General features: G+C 66.8%; 11 protein-coding genes and 1 riboswitch. Of the genes, 7 read left to right on the top strand and 4 right to left on the bottom strand.

The features are described from left to right. Nucleotides 1-3: 3 nt before the first annotated feature. Together B8V81_RS12085 and B8V81_RS12080 are read left to right on the top strand one after the other, a co-directional pair. The gene (locus B8V81_RS12085) at nucleotides 4-4,296 is read left to right on the top strand and encodes a S8 family serine peptidase (protein WP_101808455.1); all 4,293 of its coding nucleotides are present in this window, start codon (nucleotides 4-6) and stop codon (nucleotides 4,294-4,296) included. A 350-nt stretch (nucleotides 4,297-4,646) separates the two neighbouring features. Continuing rightward, nucleotides 4,647-6,038, top strand: a complete 1,392-nt coding sequence (locus tag B8V81_RS12080) for an amino acid permease (RefSeq protein ID WP_101808454.1) — start codon at nucleotides 4,647-4,649, stop codon at nucleotides 6,036-6,038. Nucleotides 6,039-6,523: 485 nt separating this feature from the next. Here the strand turns inward: B8V81_RS12080 and queF are convergent, their stop codons facing one another. Beyond that, on the bottom strand, nucleotides 6,524-7,033 hold the full coding sequence (gene queF, locus B8V81_RS12075) for a preQ(1) synthase (protein WP_101808453.1): 510 nt from the start codon (nucleotides 7,031-7,033) through the stop codon (nucleotides 6,524-6,526). A gap of 175 nt (nucleotides 7,034-7,208) precedes the next feature. Between queF and B8V81_RS12070 the strand changes: the two genes are divergently transcribed. Continuing rightward, entirely contained in the window at nucleotides 7,209-8,699 is a 1,491-nt protein-coding gene (locus B8V81_RS12070) for a hypothetical protein (RefSeq protein WP_028597982.1), read from the top strand. Nucleotides 8,700-9,381: 682 nt separating this feature from the next. On the opposite strand, the gene queE is transcribed toward B8V81_RS12070, so the two are convergent. The 3 genes from queE to queC are packed head-to-tail and all read right to left on the bottom strand — an operon-like array spanning nucleotide 9,382 to nucleotide 11,577. Then, complete coding sequence (gene queE / locus B8V81_RS12060; protein ID WP_101808451.1) at nucleotides 9,382-10,218, bottom strand: 7-carboxy-7-deazaguanine synthase QueE; 837 nt, start codon at nucleotides 10,216-10,218, stop codon at nucleotides 9,382-9,384. Beyond that, a complete protein-coding gene (locus B8V81_RS12055; RefSeq protein WP_028597985.1) occupies nucleotides 10,211-10,870 on the bottom strand; it encodes a 6-carboxytetrahydropterin synthase in 660 nt (219 codons plus the stop codon). The genes queE and B8V81_RS12055 overlap by 8 nt, the downstream gene beginning before the upstream one ends. Beyond that, nucleotides 10,867-11,577 (bottom strand): 7-cyano-7-deazaguanine synthase QueC, encoded by a 711-nt coding sequence (gene queC, locus B8V81_RS12050; protein WP_052333041.1) that lies wholly within the window; start codon nucleotides 11,575-11,577, stop codon nucleotides 10,867-10,869. Before queC ends, B8V81_RS12055 begins: the two co-directional genes overlap by 4 nt. Nucleotides 11,578-11,745: 168 nt before the next feature. Then, nucleotides 11,746-11,789: riboswitch (PreQ1 riboswitch) on the bottom strand. Between the two features lie 433 nt (nucleotides 11,790-12,222). Between queC and B8V81_RS12045 the strand changes: the two genes are divergently transcribed. The 4 genes from B8V81_RS12045 to B8V81_RS12030 all read left to right on the top strand — a co-directional run bounded on the left by B8V81_RS12045 (nucleotide 12,223) and on the right by B8V81_RS12030 (nucleotide 18,467). Further along, nucleotides 12,223-14,088, top strand: a complete 1,866-nt coding sequence (locus tag B8V81_RS12045; protein WP_244912754.1) for a sensor histidine kinase — start codon at nucleotides 12,223-12,225, stop codon at nucleotides 14,086-14,088. Nucleotides 14,089-14,209: 121 nt separating this feature from the next. After that, complete coding sequence (locus tag B8V81_RS12040) at nucleotides 14,210-15,802, top strand: response regulator transcription factor (protein WP_101808450.1); 1,593 nt, start codon at nucleotides 14,210-14,212, stop codon at nucleotides 15,800-15,802. A gap of 161 nt (nucleotides 15,803-15,963) precedes the next feature. Further along, nucleotides 15,964-17,433 (top strand): ABC transporter substrate-binding protein, encoded by a 1,470-nt coding sequence (locus tag B8V81_RS12035; RefSeq protein WP_028597988.1) that lies wholly within the window; start codon nucleotides 15,964-15,966, stop codon nucleotides 17,431-17,433. A gap of 95 nt (nucleotides 17,434-17,528) precedes the next feature. Beyond that, nucleotides 17,529-18,467, top strand: a complete 939-nt coding sequence (locus tag B8V81_RS12030; RefSeq protein WP_028597989.1) for an ABC transporter permease — start codon at nucleotides 17,529-17,531, stop codon at nucleotides 18,465-18,467. Nucleotides 18,468-19,430 lie beyond the last annotated feature (963 nt).

Below are 19,430 nucleotides of genomic sequence, written 5' to 3'. Positions count from 1 at the left end.
ATCATGGTCAAGAAAGGCTACAAAATCAACTTCATCGCGGCCGCGCTGGCGGCATCGCTGCTGCTGCCCGGCGGCACATACGCTTCCCCAGCCGCAATCGCCGGCGAGCTGGCCGAATCCAGCTCCGCCACGGCCGCCTCGCAGGCGCTGCTTCAGAGCCGCCTGCAGCAAGGACTGGCGCCGTCCGGCTCCGCTCTCGCCCCGTCGCTCGCGCGGGGGCTAGCCACAGCCGACACGACGCCGGCGCTCATCTCGCCGAGCCTCGACACAAAATCCTCGGCGCGCGTCAAGGTCATCCTGCAGCTCGAAGGAGCCGCGGTCGCGGAAGCCGAGTTCGCCGCTCGCCAAGGGCTCGCGCCGGCCGCTGCGGTGACGCCCTCGGAGGTCGACGCCGAGCAGGAGGCGCTGCTCGCGGCCGCCCGCCAGCGCGGCCTGTCGCTGCAGGTCACCTATCGCTACGACACCGTGCTGAACGGCATGGAGGTCGAGCTGCCGGCGAACCAGATTCCTCTGCTCGCCCTGCTCCCCGGCGTCAAGTCGATCCATGAGAACCTGACGTACTCCGCCATTCCGGCGGAGACCGTCTCGCCGACGGCCCTCTCCTCCGAGTGCAAATGCGACATCGACCCGTTGAAGCAGCTCGGCGTGCCGGAAGCTTGGGCCGCAGGGCTGACGGGCCGCGGGCTCAAGGTCGGCGTCATCGACACCGGCGTCGACTACCTGCATCCCGATCTGGCCGGCGCGTACAAGGGCGGACACGACTCGTACTTCAACACCGACGATCCCTATGAGGAAATCCCGAACGCCGCCACCGGCAACCCGGGCACCTCGCACGGGACGCATGTCTCGGGCACGATCGTCGGCCGCGCGGCAGCGGACTCGGACGTCGTGCAAAAAGGCGTCGCCTACGAGGCCGAGCTGCACGCCTACAAGGTGCTCGGCTACAACGCCGAGACGGGCCGCTCGTCCGGCTCCTCGGCGCAGGTCATCGACGGCATCGAGCGCGCGGTGAAGGACGGCATGGACGTCATCAACCTGTCGCTCGGCGCCGACGAAGTCAAGGACCCGTTCTCCCCGGACGCGATCGCGGTCAACAATGCCGTGCTCGCCGGCGTCATCGCCGTCGTGGCGAACGGCAACGCCGCGGACGAGGGACGCTACTACTACTCGATGGGCTCGCCGGCGTCGAGCCAGCTGGCCATCTCCGTCGGCGCGGCGAGCAGCCCGAGCAGCCATTACGCGGCTACCGTCAGCGCGACCGTCTACAGCCGCACCGTCACCGACGTCGCTTACGGCGGCCTCGACTATGGCCTGAGCGCCATGGGCTGGCGCACCGGAGCGGAGGACTTCGCGTCGATCATCGGCACCGAGCCGGTCGAGGCGGTCTATGCCGGGCTCGGCGCGGAGAGCGACTACGAGGGACTCGACGCCGCCGGCAAGATCGTGCTCGTCTCGCGCGGCTCGCTCGCCTTCGTCGACAAGGCGGCCATCGCCAAGGAGCACGGCGCCAAGGCGCTGATCATCTTCAACGGGCTGAACGCCGGCGCGGCGGCCAACCTGAGCGAGTCGATCCCCGGACGCGACGGCTTCATCGGTCCGGTCGGCTTTTTCGGAGACAGCTTCCGCTATCTCCCGACGTTCGATATGGAAGGCGCCCCGGGCCGGGAGCTTGCCCGCATCGTGCTGGCGCATCCGGAGGCGGCGTTCACGCTGCAGTTCGGCGCCGACTACCCGCTCACGGTCGAGCCGGGCGACCGCATGGCGAGCTTCAGCTCGCGCGGGCCGGCCTCCGACGGCAAGCTCGGCATCAAGCCGGACGTCACCGCTCCGGGCGTGAACATCCTTTCGACCTGGCCGGCCTACGGCAAAGCAAATCCCGATGCCTCGTACGACGAGGCGTACAACCGCATCAGCGGCACGAGCATGGCGTCGCCGCATACGGCGGGCCTGGCGCTGCTGCTGCGCCAGCAGCATCCCGAGTGGACGCCGATGGACATCCGCGCCGCGCTCGCGAATACGGCGGATGCGATCTTTGACGAGACGGGCACGCTCTATGACGTCTACTCGCAGGGCGGAGGCCGCGCCAATATCGCCCAGGCGATCCGGACGCCGGCGGTGCTGCAGACGGTCGAGCCGCTCCAGCTGCTGGACGGCGATCTCCATCCGCTGGACGTGACGAACTTCGGCAGCAGCTACAGCTTCGGCGTCGTGCCGGCCGGAGCGGCTGCTCCGTCGGCTCAGCTGCGCGTCAAAAACACCTCCGGCTCCGCGGTGACCTACGCCGCCTCGGTCGAGCTGCACCCGTCCGTCACCTCCGACCCGGCGAATCCGATCGAGACGCCGGACGTGTCCAAGCTGACCGTCTCGCTGGACGGACTGTCCGGCGGCGGCGTGACCGCTCCGGCGGGAGGCGCGGCAAGCTTTTCCCTGACCGCCTCCGTCGCGGACGATGCGGCCGAGGGCGCCTATGAAGGCTCCGTCGTGCTGACCGCTCCGGGACTGCCGACGCTGCGCCTGCCGTTCGCGCTGCATGTCGGCGACCGGCTGCCGGACAACGGCTTCGGCATCCAGGACCTGACGCTGTCCAGCCCGATCCTCTCGCCGGACGGCGACGGGGTGAACGATACGATCGACGCAAGCTTCACGCTCCACGCCGATGGCGTCAACCTCATCGATCTGGAAGTGTACGACGTGAACGACGATTACATCGGCATGCTGTTCCTCGCCGATGCGGGCATCGGAAGCTCCTTCCCTGCCGGCCGGTATACGGTGAGCGGCCTCGACGAGATGTATTATGACAGCTATGACGAGGACGGCCTGCCGATCTACAAGAAGCTGCCGGAAGGCACGTACACGCTCTACGTCGTCGCCACCGAGATCAACGCCAACAGGCAGCTTGTGAACCAGTACTTCACGACCAGGTCGATGGCCGTCGCCTACAACAAGACGGAGCTCGGCCTCGTCGCGAACGCCAAGGAGGCGTTCCAGGCCAACATCGTCAACACGACGGCCGTCGGCAAGCCGGTGCTGGAGCTGCCGGTCCGCCAAGGCGTCACGTACGCGGTGACGGGCAGCGACCGGCCGCAGCTGATCGCGGCGGACGGCGTGCTGGCCGCCCGTCCCAAGACGGACGACACCGTGACGCTGACCGTCACGATCGCCTCGGCCGCGGTGCCGACGATCCGCGACACCGTCCAGGTGCCGGTCGCGCTGAAGGGCGTGCCGGCCGAGCTCGGCGAGCGCGCCTTGAAAGGCGTGCTGCGCCCGTCCCAGACGAAGCTGCAGCTGAAGTCCTCCGTCTCCGCTGACGGTCTCGTCACCGTGACGGATGCCGACATTGCCGCCGCGCTCAAGGGCGCGAAAAAGCCGCTCGCGCTCATCGTCGGCGGCTCCTGGCTGGAGGACGGCGGAGCGGTCCGCCTGTCGCTGAGCGCCTCGCAGGCGGCGGCGCTCGCCAAAGCTCCGCTCGGCAGCTCGATCGCGCTGAACGCGGGCCGGGCCGCCGCCGAGCTGCCGCTGTACCTGCTCGCCTCGCTGCCCAAGGGCGCGGGCGCCGAGCTCGCCATCCGCGACGCAGCCGATCAGGCCGCGGCATTCGCGGCGGCTCGCCCGGGCACGACGCTGCTCGGGTCGCCGGTGGCGTTCGAGCTCGGCTCGGTCGCCAGCGCGGGGGCGGCGCCGAAGCCGCTGCCGATTCCGGCCAGCGCATTCGTGCGGCATGCGTTCGTGCTGGACGCCGGCAGCGACGCCTCCAAGGCCGGCGCGCTGTACCGGTACGGCAGCCAGGCGCTGCCGGCTCCGTCGACGTTCGCGGCCAACGCGGACGGGACGACGACCGTCACCGTCTCGCATCCCGGCTATGCCGTCTACGCGGCCGCCAAGCGGACGGCCGCCTTCACCGACATCGGCGGCTCGCCGTACAAGGCAAGCATCCAGCGGCTGGCCGACAAGCTGCTGATCGACGGCACGTCGGAGACGAAGTTCTCGCCCAAGACGCGCCTGACGCTCGCCCAGTTCGACGACCTGATCAGCCGCGCATTCGGCTTGCCTCCTGTGGACGGCGACACGTTCGCCGGGTCCGTCTCGGCGAACGGCGCCGGAGCGGCGTTCTCGCCGCTGAACGCGGACGCCCGGGCGATCGCCTCCGGCTCCGGCCTGCTCGGCGGCGGAGCGGCGGCCGCCGGCTCCAGCCTCGGCGGGCTGGCCGGCAAGTGGTACACGAGCGTGCCGATCATCAGCCGCGAGGCTGCCGCCGGCGTCATCGAGCAGCTGCTGCTCGCCGCGAAGCTGATTTGACCGCCGGCGCTCGGAGCACCTGCGCCTGCGCGGCAACGTCTTTTCACCTGGAATGAATAAAGGAAGCGCCCTGCCGGTCGGCAGGGCGCTTTTCCGCGTCTTGGAGGATACGCGCGCGGCGGATGAATCCAGGTCCGTTTCTTCCCCTCGTTTCCAGGCCGCCGCTTCCCGCCTGCAACATTTATCGTTAAGTTGGGAATATTTTCGCTTGAGCCATCGTTCTGCATCGCCTACTATAGATAAGTTGCCCTATTATAAGTAAAGAAACGGAGAGATGACTTCAAGTGGAGCAACCGCACCCGACCCCCTCAGCCAAACCCGGCCTCCGCCGAGGCCTTAAAACGCGGCATATGACGATGATCTCGCTCGGCGGCTCGATCGGCACCGGGCTGTTCCTCGCCAGCGGCGGCGCGATCCATAGCGCCGGACCCGGCGGAGCGCTGCTCGCCTACGGCCTCATCGGCCTCATGGTGTACTTCCTCATGACGAGCCTGGGCGAAATGGCGACGCATATGCCGGTGTCCGGCACGTTCAGCACCTATGCGAGCCGCTTCGTCGAGCCGAGCTTCGGCTTCGCCATCGGCTGGAACTACTGGTACAACTGGGCGATCACGCTCGCCGCCGAGCTGGCCGCAGCGACGCTCATCCTGAAATACTGGCTGCCCGGCAGCAGCTCGCTGCTCTGGTCCGCGCTGTTCCTCGCCCTGCTCGTCGGTCTGAACCTGCTGTCGGTGCGAGCCTACGGCGAGTCGGAGTTCTGGTTCGCGATGATCAAGATCGTCACCGTCATCGTCTTCATCGCCGTCGGCCTGCTCATGGTCGTCGGCATCTGGCGCGGCGACGGCATGGGCGGCGACGGCTTCGCCAACCTGACCGGCAACCCGTTCCCGATGGGCATGCTGGCCGTGCTCGGCGTCTTCATGGCCGCCGGCTTCTCGTTCCAGGGAACCGAGCTCGTCGGCGTCGCCGCCGGCGAAAGCGAGGACCCGAAGCGCAGCGTGCCGCGCGCGATCCGCACGATCTTCTGGCGCATCCTGCTGTTCTACATGCTGGCGATCCTCGTCATCGGCCTGCTCATTCCCTACACGACGGAGGAGCTGGCGAGCAGCGACATCTCGCAGAGCCCGTTCACGATCGTCTTCGAAAAAGCCGGCCTCAGCATCGCGGCGTCCGTCATGAACGCCGTCATTCTGACCTCGGTGCTCTCCGCCGGCAACTCCGGCCTCTACGCCAGCACGCGCATGCTTTATACGCTCGCCAAAGAAGGCAAGGCTCCGCGCTGGCTCGCCGGCGTGAACGGACGCGGCGTGCCGGTGCCGGCGCTGCTCGTGACGGGCGCGTTCGGCCTGCTCGCCTTCCTCGCCTCGTTCTTCGGGGACGGCGTCGTCTACGTCTGGCTGCTGAACGCCTCCGGCATGACCGGCTTCATCGTCTGGATGGGCATCGCGATCAGCCACTACCGGTTCCGCCGCGCCTGGTCGGCTCAGGGCCGCTCGCTGGACGAGCTGACCTACCGCGCCAAGTGGTTCCCGCTCGGCCCGCTGCTGGCGATGGGGCTGTGCGCCGTCGTCATCGGCGGCCAGTTCGTCGGCGGCCTCTCGGACGGCCGGGTCGACTGGGCGTACATCGTCGCCTCCTACTTCGGCCTGCCGCTGTTCCTCGCCATCTGGCTCGGCCACAAGTGGAAGCATCGCACGAAGCTGCGCCCGCTGCAGGAGTGCCGGCTGGACCCGGAGGAGTAGCCGCTTTCGCCGGCGCTGCTTGCTAGCATGCGGCGTCGGCGGTCGAGGAGCGTGCGCCCGGACTGGCTCGCCACTGCTTTTCCCGTGCTGCCTCAACCGACAGACTCGCCTCAAGAGGCAAAAAGCGTCCAATCCACTTCGCAAGTGGATTGGACGCTTTTTCTATAGGCTTCTTCAGCGTTCTCGCGCTGTCCCGGTCGGATGCCAGTCCCGTTCCAAGGAAGGGTTCGCTCCGCTCAACAGCTCGATTCTTCTCGCCAGCGCTGCCGGGTTGCCTGCAACCCGACTTTTTCGGCTTGCAGCCCTCGAACCGCACTCACGTTCGCCTGCAACCCGATTTTTTCGGCTTGCAGCCCTCAAACTGCGCTCACGTTCGCCTGCAACCCGATTTTCTCGGCTTGCAGTCCTCAAACCGCGCTCACGTTCGCCTGCAACCCGACTTTTTCGGCTTGCAGCCTCGCAGAATGCTAGCCCTCGCCCCCGCCTCAGCGGTTGTCGATCTTCTCCGGGTACAGGTCCAGGTTCATCATGCGGCGCTCCGCCATCTGCTCGTACTTCGTGCCCGGGCGGCCCCAGTTGCAGTACGGGTCGATAGAGATGCCGCCGCGCGGCGTGAACTTGCCCCACACCTCGATGAACTTCGGCTGCATGAGCGCGATCAGGTCGTTCATGATGATGTTCATGCAGTCCTCGTGGAAGTCCCCGTGGTTGCGGAAGCTGAACAGATACAGCTTGAGCGACTTGCTCTCGACCATCAGCTCGTCCGGGATGTAGGCGATAGTGATCGTCGCGAAGTCCGGCTGGCCCGTCATCGGGCACAGGCTCGTGAATTCCGGGCAGTTGAACTTGACGCGGTAATCGCGCCCCGGATGCTTGTTGACGAAGCTCTCCAGCACCTGCGGCGCGTACGTCACCGGATACTGCGTGCCCTGGTTGCCGAGCAGCGTGACGCCGCTCAGCTCCTCCTTGCTTCTTCCTTGCTCGATCTCGCTCATTCGTTCCTTCTCCTTTGTCGTTGAAAATAATCCTGCGCCCCGCGCCGCGAGAAGGCCCCGCTCGGGCCTTCCCTCCCGCTCGCCGCCACCCTCGGCACAGCCGTTCTGCCGCATTGTGGAAGCCTGGCCTTTGCCCCTATAATGAAGGGAACTATGTCCGCAAGGAGCGCGTCCCATGAAAATCCGATTCGTCGCCGCCGCGGCTCTTGCCGTCATCGTGCTGTGCGTCGTCGTCTTCACGATGCCGCCGGCCGAATCCTATCAGGACCCCGATACATTCTGGCATATCGAGGTCGGAGGCCAGGTGCTGGACACCGGCCAAGTCCCGCACACCGCCATCCATACGTTCTGGGGCGACGACAAGCTGCCCTACGTCCCGCATGAGATCGGCTTCCAGGTCGTCATCGCCTGGCTGTACCGCGCCTTCGGCTGGGCCGGCACCTACCTGCTGACCGCCTCCTGCCTGCTGCTGCTGGCGCTCGGCCTCTACCGCATGATGCTCGTCTCGCGGCGCGAGCTCGGCCTGGACTCGCGCGGCCGCGAGGCGATTTTGACGCTGCTGCTGCTGCCGGTGCTGTGGGGCATCTACGACATCTATTTCACGACGAGGCCGCAGATGATCTCGGCGTTCCTCATCGTCTGGTTCTTCGTGTTCCTGCGCGAGTTCCAGCTGCGGCCGGCCGCCCGCTACATGGTGCTGCTGCCGCTGCTTTCGCTGCTGATCGCGAACTTCCACTCCGGCGTCTGGCCCGTCATCGTCGTGTTCCTGGGGATGGCGCTGCTGGAGGCGCTCGTGACGCGCCGGCTGCTCCGCCGCCGCGTCGGCTGGCGCTGGCTCGTCGTCGCGCTATCCGTGCTCGGGGCTGGCTTCCTCAATCCCGGCGGAGCGAAGAGCATCCTGTTCATCCTCACCGTCACGCAGGACAACTTCAACCTGCTCATCAACGAGTGGAAGGCGATCCAGTTCAACAGCATGGGCAACCTGACCGCGACGCTCATGCTGCTGTCGTTCGTCGCGCTGCTGCCATTCAGCGTGAAAAAGCGGTTTTTCCGCTTCGAGTTCATGCTCGGCATCTTTTTCCTCGGCGTGTCGAACTACAAGTACCACCTGTTCCTGTGGCTGTTCGTCCTGTACTTCGCCGCCGTCGTCATCGAGGACGTGCCGGGACTGCGCCGCTTCCGCCTGCGCGTCGGGATCGCTCCGCTGGCCGCCGGGCTCGCCGTCGGGCTGGCGGTGAACGCCGTGTACAACTTCCAGCATGTGCCGTTGCCCAATTCGTTCAAGTACCCGGTCAAGGAGATGGACTACATCCTCTCCGACTTCGAGGGCCCGGGACGGCCGAAGGTCATGACGCTGTACGGCTCGTCCGGCTATGTCATGTTCCGCGGCGGCGACGTGCTCTCGGACGGGCGGCAGGATCCGTTCATCACGGACGCTACCAAGACCGTGTTCGGCTGGACCGCGTTCGAGCAGTCGATGCACGGCTTCCCCGTCTACGTGACCGATCTGGCCAAGGCCAACGATCCCGACTACATCATCGTCACCCGCAAGAACGGCTCCAGCGTGTTCTACCGCACCTGGGTCAAGGACTACGGCTCGCCCGTCAAGTCGGGCGACTTCGGCTACGTGTTCCGAGTGTCGGACAAAAAGGAGCCTTCCGCTTAGCGGGAGGCTTTTTGCCGCGCCGCGGGCGGCAGGGCGCCGCCCTACACACGTTTTTTCCGCGCGCAGGGGCCGGGTTCCCTCCGTTCAAGGCACTCTACTCCCTCAGCGCCCCGATTCGCCTCGTTCCCACGATTCAAGGCACTCTCGACTCCCTCAGCGCCCCGGTTCGCCTCGTCCTCTCGATTCAAGGCACTCTCGACTCCCTCGTTGCGCCGATTCGCCTCGTCCTCGCGATTCAAGGCACTCTCGACTCCCTCGACTCGCCGATTCGCCTCGTTCCCTCGATACAAGGCACTCTCGACTCCCTCGACTCGCCGATTCGCCTCGTCCCCTCGATTCAAGGAACTCTCGACTCCCTCGTCGCGCCGATTCGCCTCGTCCTCTCGATTCAAGGCACTCTCGACTCCCTCGACTCGCCAATTCGCCTCGTTCCCTCGATTCAAGGCACTCTCGACTCCCTCGGCGCGCCGATTCGCCTCGTTCCCTCGATTCAAGGCACTCTCGACTCCCTCGTTGCGCCGATTCGCCTCTTCCTCTCGATTCAAGGCACTCTCGACTCCCTCGCCTTGCCGATTCGCCTCGTTCCCGCGATTCAAGGCACTCTCGACTCCCTCAGCGCGCCGATTCGCCTCGTCCTCGCGATTCAAGGCACTCTCGACTCCCTCAGCGCGCCGGAGCCGTCTCACACGCCGCGCTTGTTGCCCCACAGCCAAGCGTGGAGCTGAGGCAGCACGCGTACGTGCCGCCAGTCCGGGTCGGCCATGACGGCATCGACCAGACGCTCGTAGCGCGCCGCCAGATGCTCGCGCAGCGCGGCCGGGTCCGGCTCGTCGAGCCGGTCGTTGCCAGCCTGGAGGAACATCGACACCGCCGGAAAGCGGCGATGGACCTCCTTGGCGTAGGCAAGGTCGCTTCCTTGCCGGCTCGCTCCGTTCGCCTCGACAGCCAGCCTTGCTCCGCCTGTCTCGCTCGCTGCGCTTGTCCCGGCTGCCGATCCCGCCTCGCTCGCCGGCTCCTCCATGACGACGACCTTCAGGCTCGGCGACCGACCTGCCGCTGCGAGCCGCTCCACGATCTCGTCCAGCCGCGCCCAGTCGGTCGCCATGCCCGAGCTTGGCGGCTTCGGCGACAGCGTCAGCTCGTCGACGTCCAGGAACCAGTCCTGCCAGCGGCTGCCCTGCGTCTCGAGCGCGATGATCGTGCCGCCGCTCCGCAGCAGCGCGATCAGCCCGCCGAGCTGCGGCAGCAGCGCCGGGTTGCCGCCCGAGAGCGTGACATGCCCCGGCCACTCGCCGCCGGACAGCGCCTTCAGCTCCTCGAGCACATCCTCCGGCTCCAGCCAGCGGATGTCGTCCTTGGCGCTGCCGTCCCAGGTGAACGCCGAGTCGCACCAGGAGCAGCTGTAGTCGCAGCCGGCGGTGCGGACGAAGCAGGTTTTGACGCCGATCACCATGCCCTCGCCCTGCACCGTCGGGCCGAACGTCTCCAGCACGGGGATGCGGGTGCGCCGCTCAGCCATGAGCGGCCTCCGGGCGATAGATCACATAGCTCGACGGCGTCTCCCGCAGGAACACCTGCAGGCAGCGCGCTCCGTTGCCGCGACGGTCGAGCTCCTCCTGCACGAGCTGCCAGACGGTGCGGGCGACGACCTCCGTCGTCGGGAACCGCTCCGGATCCAGCGCCGAATCGGCAATCGCCGCACTGCCCTGCCAAGCCGCGTCCGCCTTGCCGTGCCGGACCGCGCCAGACGCGGCTCCTTGCTCACCCGCCGCTTCCACAGCTGCAGCCCGCTCGGCCCAAGCGCCTCGCGCCGCGTCCGCCTTGCCGTGCCGCATCGCTTCCGCCGCCTTGCTGCCTTGCACCACCGCTTCCGCCGCCTCGCCTCCATTCGGCAGCCGCGCCGGACCGCCGAACAGCTCGTCCTCGTTGAGCAGCCGATGGTCGAACCGGTCCTGCACCAGCTTCTTGATCTCCGAGAAGTTCACGAGGAAGCCGCACTCGTCCAGCCGGTCGCCGCCGACGGTGACGTTGCAATAGTAGGTGTGCCCGTGCACGCGGCTGCAGCGGCCCGCCGCCTCGGCCGGAATGTAATGCGCCGCCGCGAAATGAAACTCCTTGTTCAGCTCGTAGCGGAACGGATGCGCGGGCGCCGGATAGATCGCATGCATCATCCTCGCGCCGCCTCCTTCGCTCCGCGCCGAGCCATGTACTTGTCCAGTCCCGCGCGCCGCAGCTTGCAGGCCGGGCATTCTCCGCAGCCGTCGGCCGGGATGCCGTTGTAGCAGGTGAGCGTACGCTCCCGTACGAACTCGAACGCGCCGAGCCGGTCGGCCAGCTCCCAGGTCTGCTCCTTGTCGAGCCACATGAGCGGCGTCTCGATGACGAACGTCTCGTCCATCGCCAGGTTCAGCGAGACGTTCAGCGACTGGATGAACACGTTGCGGCAGTCGGGATACCCGCTGAAGTCCGTCTCGCAAACGCCGGTGACGATCGTCTTGGCGCCGACGCCTTGCGCAAGCACCGCCGCGAACGACAGGAACAGCAGGTTGCGGCCCGGCACGAACGTATTCGGCAGCCCGCCCTCCTCCGCGGCGTCCGCCACGGCGACGTCGCTGCGCGTCAGCGAGCTCGGGGCGAGCTGCCCGAGCAGGCTCATGTCCAGCACATGGTGCCGGACGCCAAGCTCCGCGGCGATGGACGCCGCGCACTCCAGCTCCAGCGCATGGCGCTGCCCGTAGCGAAACGTCACCGCCTCCACTTCCTCATACCTTTGCAGCGCCCAAAACAGGCAGGTCGTGCTGTCCTGGCCTCCGCTGAACACGACGACCGCCTTGCCTTTCCGCTTATCGAGGGAGCCTCCCTCAAGCCTGTCCACCATCGTTAACCTTCTCCTCTCCTGACCGACCGAACCGGCAGAGAGAGCCAAGCGATTCTCCAATTCCTTCTTCCGCGCGCGGACAAAGAAAACGGCGGGCAGCCCGCCCCTCGCCTCGCGAGGAACGGCTGTCCGCCGAACGCAAAACACACGGATCCCCGGCGGAATCGTGTGCTTGTAGTTTTTTATAGAGGGAGTTCGCGAACCTCTCCCGGCACTTCCGGCCCCATAGGGCCGCGCCGGACTTTACTCTTCGGTTGTCCCCACCAGCATAGCACAGCGCGCGGCCGCTGGCTACCGTCCTGCCCGCACGGGAGCGGGAGCGCCCCGACCCACGCTCCGCTGCCCGTCCGCTTCTCCTCCCGACCCGCCTTCGCTCCCCGTCCGCCGCTCCCTCACGCTTCGCTCCCCCTCTCTCCGCTCCCTCTCCTCGTCCACTTCGCTTCTCATCCGTCTCTCCACGCCCGCCTCCATATCCGCCCCACGCCCCGCCCCACGCTCCGCGTCCCTCCCGCTTCTCCCCGCCCGCAAAGCCCCTGCCGCGTACCGCCCTCGCGCCCGCCCCGCTCCACGCCCGTCCTCCCGGTATGCTATAATGAGCGGCATTCGAGCATAGCGCGGAAGCCCGCGCGAAAGGAGGACCCGCCGATGAAGGCGATGAAGGCGCGCAGCTTCTACCGAACGTACGTCAAGAACAACCTGTTCTCGAAGCTGCTCGCGACGCTCTCGGCCATCTCAGTGCTGACGATCGTGACGCTGGCCTACCTGCTGTACGCCTTCATGGCGGAGTCCGTGCGCAGCGACATCCTCGCCAACCAGCGCCGCGCGATGGAAGCGGTGTCCGCCCGCCTGCAGGCGAGCAGCGACAGCGTGCAGCGCATCGTCGCGGACATTTACCAGGACCAGGCGCTCAGCCAAAACGTCACCTATCTGCTGTCCCATCCGTTCGCCGACTACTTCCGCTACCGCATCGACCGCTATGCGGACGAGCCGCGCGCCGGCTATGGCAACGCCATCACGTACTTCGAGCGCCGGCTCGCGGCCGACAGCTCGATCCGCCAGCTCATGCTGTACAGCTCCGTCGAGCAGTACCTGTATGCGTGGAAAGCCGGCGGAAGCCCGCAGCTGCGCGAGCTGAACTCCGCGCTATCGTTCATCCCCGACGCGATGGCGCTCGAGCTGCCGACGATCTCCGCGCCCAATCCGTGGGTCGCGCGCGAGCTCGGCCTCGACGCCGACCGGCTCTACGCGGTGCGGGCGGCCGTCAACAATCCCGGCACCTTGCAAAAAACCGGCCAGCTGCTCGTCCACTTCAGCTCGGACAGCCTCGTCTCCGCCCTCCGTCCCTATCTCGACGAGCTCAAGGGCTACGTGCTCGTGCTGACGCCGCAAGGCCAGGTGCTGTTCGACTCGTCCGGCCGCTATTACGGCTCCATCTACCCGTACGCCTCGCGCATCAGCACGCTCGACTCCGCGGCGGCGCTCGACCGGCCGTCGCAGGTGGCGGTGCTGAGCGACAGCCTGGCCGGCTACTCGGTCGTCGGCGTCGTGCCGGACGCGCAGCTGGAGGCGGCGTCCGCCGGCCTCCGGCGGACGGTGATGCTGCTGAGCGGGATCGGCATCCTGCTCGCCGTCGTGCTGCCGGGCATCGCCGTGGCGAGCGTGGCGCGCCGCACGGGCAGCCTCGTGCGCCTCATGCGGCGCGTCGAGTCCGGCGACTTCGCCGGCCGCATCCAGGACGAGCGCGGCGACGAGCTCGGGCAGATCGGCCAGGGCTTCAATCGCATGCTCGACCAGCTGAACCGCCAGATCGAGCAGGAGTACAAGGCCGAGCTGCGGCAGCGCAGCACCGAGCTGTCCGCGATCCAGGCGCGCATCAACCCTCATTTCCTGTCCAATACGCTCGAGGTCATCCGCATGCGGGCGGTGTCGCGCGGTGCGGACGACGTCGCGGAGATGATCTACAGCCTGTCCGTGCTGTTCCGCAGCATGGTCGGCAGCCGCAGCCTCGTGCCGCTGCGCGAGGAGCTGGAGCTCGGCCGGCGCTACCTGGAGCTGTTCCGCATCCGCTACAAGGACCGGTTCGCCTACTCCATCCGCATGGACGACAGCCTGACCGGACGCCCCGTCGTGAAGCTCTCGCTGCAGCCCGTCATGGAAAATTACATCGTGCACGGCCTCGACACCGAGCGGGACGACAACCGCTTCGACATCTCCGCCGCGCGGGGAGAAGGCGCGCGCATCGTCGTCACGCTGCGCGACAACGGCCGCGGCATGGCGCCGGAGGCGCTGGAAGCGCTGCGCCAGCGGCTGCAGCGGCCTCCGCAAGGCCAGGACGAGGGCGGCAGCTTCGGCCTGCAGAGCATCCGCGACCGGCTGCGGCTCGTCTACGGCCCGAACGCCGCCGGACTCGACATCGACAGCGCGCCCGGGGCCGGCACGACGGTGACGCTCTGGTTCCCGGACGGCAGCGACAGCGGGTCCGGCGAGCCCGGGGGAGCCGAGGAACGCTAGGCCCTCCCTCTCCGGGACGTCGGCCGCCGCTTTTGCCGCCCCTCCCTTCGGAAGCCGGCCCCAGCCCTGGCCTTTCCGCCCCGCCTCGCGTTCCCAACTTGTTTCGAAGGAGGAATTTCCTATGTACCGAGTGCTGCTCGTCGACGACGAGCCGTTCATCGTCGAAGGCTTGCAGGACGCGCTCGACTGGTCGTCGTTCGAGCTCGAGGTGGCGGGCACGGCAGGCAGCGGACGCGCCGCGCTGGAGCTGCTGAGGAGCCGTCCCGTCGACCTGCTCGTGACGGACATCACGATGCCCGGCATGAGCGGGCTGGAGCTGATCCGCGAGGCGCGCCGGCTGCTGCCGGAGCTGAAGGTCATCATTCTGAGCGGCTACAACGAGTTCGACTACCTCAAGGAAGGCATGTCGCTCGGCATCGAGAACTACCTGCTCAAGCCGGTCAACTTCCAAGAGCTGCGCTCGACGCTCTCCGCCGCCGTCGCCAAGCTCAGCGCCGCGCCGCCCGGGACGGCCGCCCTCTCCCCCGAGGAAAAGGGCATCCTGCGCGACCGCATCCTGTTCCGCTGGATGCGCGGCGACATCGACCCGGTCGAGCTCGGCCAGCGCGCCGAGCTGCTCGGCCTGCGCCTCGGCCGGCCGTGGCTGTGCGCCGCGGCGGCCCGCCACTCGGCGAGCGGCGGCGCGCAGGCCCGCCGGCTCGTCGACGAGGCGCTCGGCGAGCGGGACGCGCCGCTGCGCTTCTCCGACCTCGACGGCGACGAGGTGCTGCTGTTCCTCGCGGACAGCGCCGCTGCAGCGCGGCGGCAGGCGCGCGAGGCGCTGGAGCGGCTCGCGGCGGCCGACGCGGCGCGTAGTCGCGGCGATGCGGACGCAGACCCTGCGGCGGCCGGCGAAGCGGCCGCTTCCGCGCCGGTCCGCTTTTCGCTCGGCACCGCCGAGCGGGTCGGCGAGCTCGAGCAGCGCAGCTACGCCTTCGCCAAAAAAGCGCAGGACTACCATCTGCTGCACAGCGGCAGCCCGATCCTCGACGCGGCCGAGCTGCCGCCGTCGCCGGGAGCGGCCGACCAGCCGCTCGAGATCGGCGGAGACGACTACTCGCGCTGGCTGCTCGCCCGCGATACGGACGCTCTTTTCGCCCGCATCGACGCCGACTTCCTGGCGCTGCAGCAGCGCGAAGGCGCGACGCCCGAGCTGCTCCAGAGCGCGGCGATCGAGCTCGTCGTCGCCTTCCGGCTCGAGCTGCGCGACATGAAGGGCGGCGAGCAGTCGCAGGAGGTGCTGTTCCAGTTCAAGAAGACGCTCGACCGGATCAGCCGCGCCTCGGCGCTGGCCGAGCTGACCGATGCGGTCAAGGCCTCCGCGCATTTTACGATGGAGCTGCTGCAGCGGAGCGACCGCGTCCCGATCGTCAGCCAGGTCGTCCAGCATGTGGCGGAGCGCTATGCCGAGCCGCTGTCGCTCAAGACGCTCGGCGCCCTCTATCATATCCATCCCGCGTACCTCGGCCAGCTGTTCGCCAAGGAGACCGGAGCCGGCTTCACCGACTACCTCAACCGCTACCGCATCGAGCGGGCCAAGGAGCGGCTCAAGGCGACGGACGACAAGGTCGCCGACATCTCGCAGGAGGTCGGCTATGTCGAGACCGGCTACTTCTACAAGCAGTTCAAAAAATACGTGGGCATCTCGCCCAACGAATACCGGGAGCTGCGCTGAACCGAATCGGCGCGGCTCTTTCTTTAGTTTGGACAGCGGATTCATAATTTGTCGCCTATTTGAAAATGCTTTCATCCAGTAAGGTTGATTCAGACAGGCGAGCCTGGACGCATGGGCTCGGGCACCATCATCATCATGCTTGCTTCGAGGGAGGAGTCATCATGAAAAAGAGATCCACACGCAAGGCGGGCGCGCTCGCGCTCGTGCTGACGGCCGCGCTGGCGGTCACCGCCTGCGGCAGCAACAACGCTTCCGGCGGCGAAGGCGACGCCGAGAAGCCGGTCAACCTGATCTGGTACACGATCGGCGCTCCGCAAAAGGACACCGACAAGGTGATGGCCGAGGTGAACAAGTACACCGCCGAAAAGATCGGCGCGACCGTCACGATGAAGCAGATCGACTTCGGCGACTACAACCAGAAGATGGGCGTCATGGCCGCCTCCGGCGAGCCGATGGACATTCTCTTCACCGCTTCCTGGGCGTTCGATTATGTGCAGAACGCGCGCAAGGGCGCGTTCATGGAGATTGACGACCTGCTGCAGACGCACGGCAAGGGCATCGTCGAGACGCTCGACCCAGCCTTCCTCGAAGGCTCCAAGGTCGACGGCCACAACTATGGCGTGCCGGCCAACAAAGAGCTGCCGGCGCAATCCGTCTGGCGCTTCAACAAGCAGCAGCTCGACCAGCTCGGCATGGACTACAAGCAGGCGACGACGCTGGAGAGCCTGGAGCCATTCCTCAAGGCGGGCAAGGAAAAGCTGCCGGGCGTGCTCGGCCTGAAGATCGACACCAACTTCACGCCGACCGTGCCGTACGACTACCTCATCCAGAACCTGCCGATCGCCGTCGCGCTGAACGGCGACAGCAGCAAGATCGTCAACGTCCTCGAGACGCCGGAGATGAAGCAGGCGCTCGAGACGATGCACAAGTACTACAAAGCCGGCTACATCTCGCCGGAAGCGGCGACGATCACCTCGACCTCCGATCTGGACAAGACCGGCAAGTGGCTCATCGACCGCGCCGACACCCAGCCGCTCGCCGACAATACGTGGAGCGCGAGCCTCGGCTACCCGATCGTCTCCACGCCGGCCAGCGAGTCGATCGTCTACAACTGGTCGGTCATGGGCTCGCTGCAGGCGATCTCGGCCAACTCCGAGTATCCGGAGAAGGCGATGGAGTTCCTGAACCTGCTCAACACCGACGCCAAGCTGCGCAACCTGATCGACTCCGGCATCGAGGGCACGCACTACAAGCTGACCGGCGACAACCGCATGGAGAACCTGCCGGAGTCCAAAAACTACGACATGCCGACGTTCTCGCTCGGCAACGTCATGCTCACCTACCTCAACCCGGGCGACCCGGACGACAAGTGGGAGCAGTTCAAGCAGTTCAACGAGCAGGGCCGTCCTTCCCCGGCGCTCGGCTTCAACTTCGACACCTCCAAGGTATCGACCGAGCTGGCGAGCCTGCAGAACGTCAAGGCCGAGGTATGGGCGCCGCTCATGACCGGCACCGTCGATCCGGCCGCCTATCTGCCGCGCGCCATCGAAAAGATGAAGGCCGCCGGCCTCGACAAGATCATCGCCGAGGCGCAAGCCCAGTACGACGCCTGGAAGGCCACGCAAAAGTAAACGAATGTTTCGGTCAGGCGGGCGAAGGCGACTTCGCCCCCTTTTTGTGCTGACGGCCGTACATCATCCAATCTCATCCAAGGGGGCATGCCATCATGAACGGACTGGCGGGCTTCTTCCGCAGCCTGAACCGCAACAAGGCGATCCTGCTCATGGTCCTGCCGGGCGCGCTGTGGTTCCTCATCTTCTCCTACATCCCGATGGCGGGCGCCGTCATCGCCTTCAAGGAATACCGCGTCAGCCGCCACGGCTTCATCGACAGCGTCATCAGCAGCGCGTGGGTCGGGCTCGACAACTTCAAGTTCCTGTTCAGCACGAACGACGCCTGGATCATCACGCGCAACACGCTGCTGTACAACGTCGTCTTCATCGTCATCGGCCTCGTCGCGGCGGTCGCCATGGCGATCGTTCTGTCGGAGATCGCGAGCAAGCGCATGTCCAAGCTGTACCAGACGGGCATGTTCATGCCGTACTTCCTGTCCTGGGTCATCGTCGGCTACTTCGCGTTCAGCTTCCTCAGCCTCGACAAGGGGCTGCTCAACCAGGCGCTGCGCGGCATCGGCCTCGATCCGGTCAACTGGTACTCCGATCCGACGTACTGGCCGTTCATCCTCGTGTTCATCAGCCTGTGGAAGGCGATCGGCTACAACAGCGTCGTCTACCTCGCCTCGATCCTCGGCATCGACCGCTCGCTGTACGAGGCGGCGATGATCGACGGCGCGAACAAGTGGCAGCAGATCAAGAACATTACGATCCCGATGCTGACGCCGCTCATGACGATCCTGACGCTGCTCGCGATCGGCAAGATCTTCTACGCCGACTTCGGCCTGTTCTACCAGGTGCCTCGCGACTCCGGCGCGCTCTACTCGGTGACGAACGTCATCGACACCTATGTGTACCGCGGCCTCAAGACGACCGGCGAGTTCGGCATGGTGACGGCGGCGGGGCTGTACCAGTCGCTGGTCGGGTTCATCCTGGTCATTACGTCCAACTGGATCGTCGGCCGGGTGAACAAGGACAACACGCTGTTCTAAAGGCGAACCTATTCGCTCGCGCAGGGAGCCCGCTGCGCCGGACCTTTTCGCTGACGCGCAGGAAGTCCGCTATGCCGGACGAATCTCCTTCCGATTCCTCTGGAGCCCAGATTCCTTTGAATTCCCGCCCCGAAAGGGTGGGAATCCGGCCTCCAAGGGAACCGCTCCCGCTTCTCCAGGAGAATTCGCCGCCTCCGCTCCCCTGCTGCCGCAATCCAGCCGGCTCCGCCGAGCCTTCCCTGCTCCGCAGGGAGCTCCGCTACGCCGGAGCATTCCGCTGACGCGCAGGGAGCCCGCTATGCCGGACCTATTCGCTGACGCGCAGGGAGCCCGCTGCGCCGGACGAATCTCCTTCCGATTCCTCTGGAGCCCAGATTCCTCTGAATTCCCTCCCCAAAAGGGGGGAATCCGGCCTCCAAGGGAACCGCTCCCGCTTCTCCAGGAGAATTCGCCGCCTCCGCTCCCCTGCTGCCGCAATCCAGCCGGCTCCGCCTGGCGGGCCTTCGACAGCCGATTATTCCGGCTGTTCCGGCGCTTGAGGCGCGAGGCCGCTCGCGCGGCGTCAAGCGCGGCTAGCGCCTGCCGCCTCCCAGATTGCGGGAGGCGCACCACCGCCCCCAAAACCAGGGGGCGGGACGGACGGGAGACCGGCGGACGATGGAGCGGAGGGAGACGGGCCTTTCGGAGAAGCGGCAGCGGTCCCCTTGGAAGGCGGATGCCCACCCCTTCGGGGGTCGGGCGATCCAGGCATCCGCGTTCCAGCGGGATCGGAGGAAGGCTTGTCTCACGCAGCGGCATTCCGGGAGCCAGTCGAGCAGTCCGTTTCTCGCAGCGGCATTCCGGCAGCCGGTCGAGCATTCCGTTTCTCGCAGCGGCGTTCCCGGAGCCGGTCGAGCATTCCGTTTCTCCCAGCGGCGTTCCGGCAGCCGGTCGAGCAGTCCGCTTCTCCCAGTCCCGAAGGCC

The organism is Paenibacillus pasadenensis (assembly GCF_002864175.1).
In the GTDB taxonomy this organism is placed as follows: Bacteria; Bacillota; Bacilli; order Paenibacillales; family Paenibacillaceae; genus Paenibacillus_O; species Paenibacillus_O pasadenensis.
Note: the sequence above shows the minus strand (reverse complement) of the source record. Positions and strands in the feature narration are given on the sequence as shown.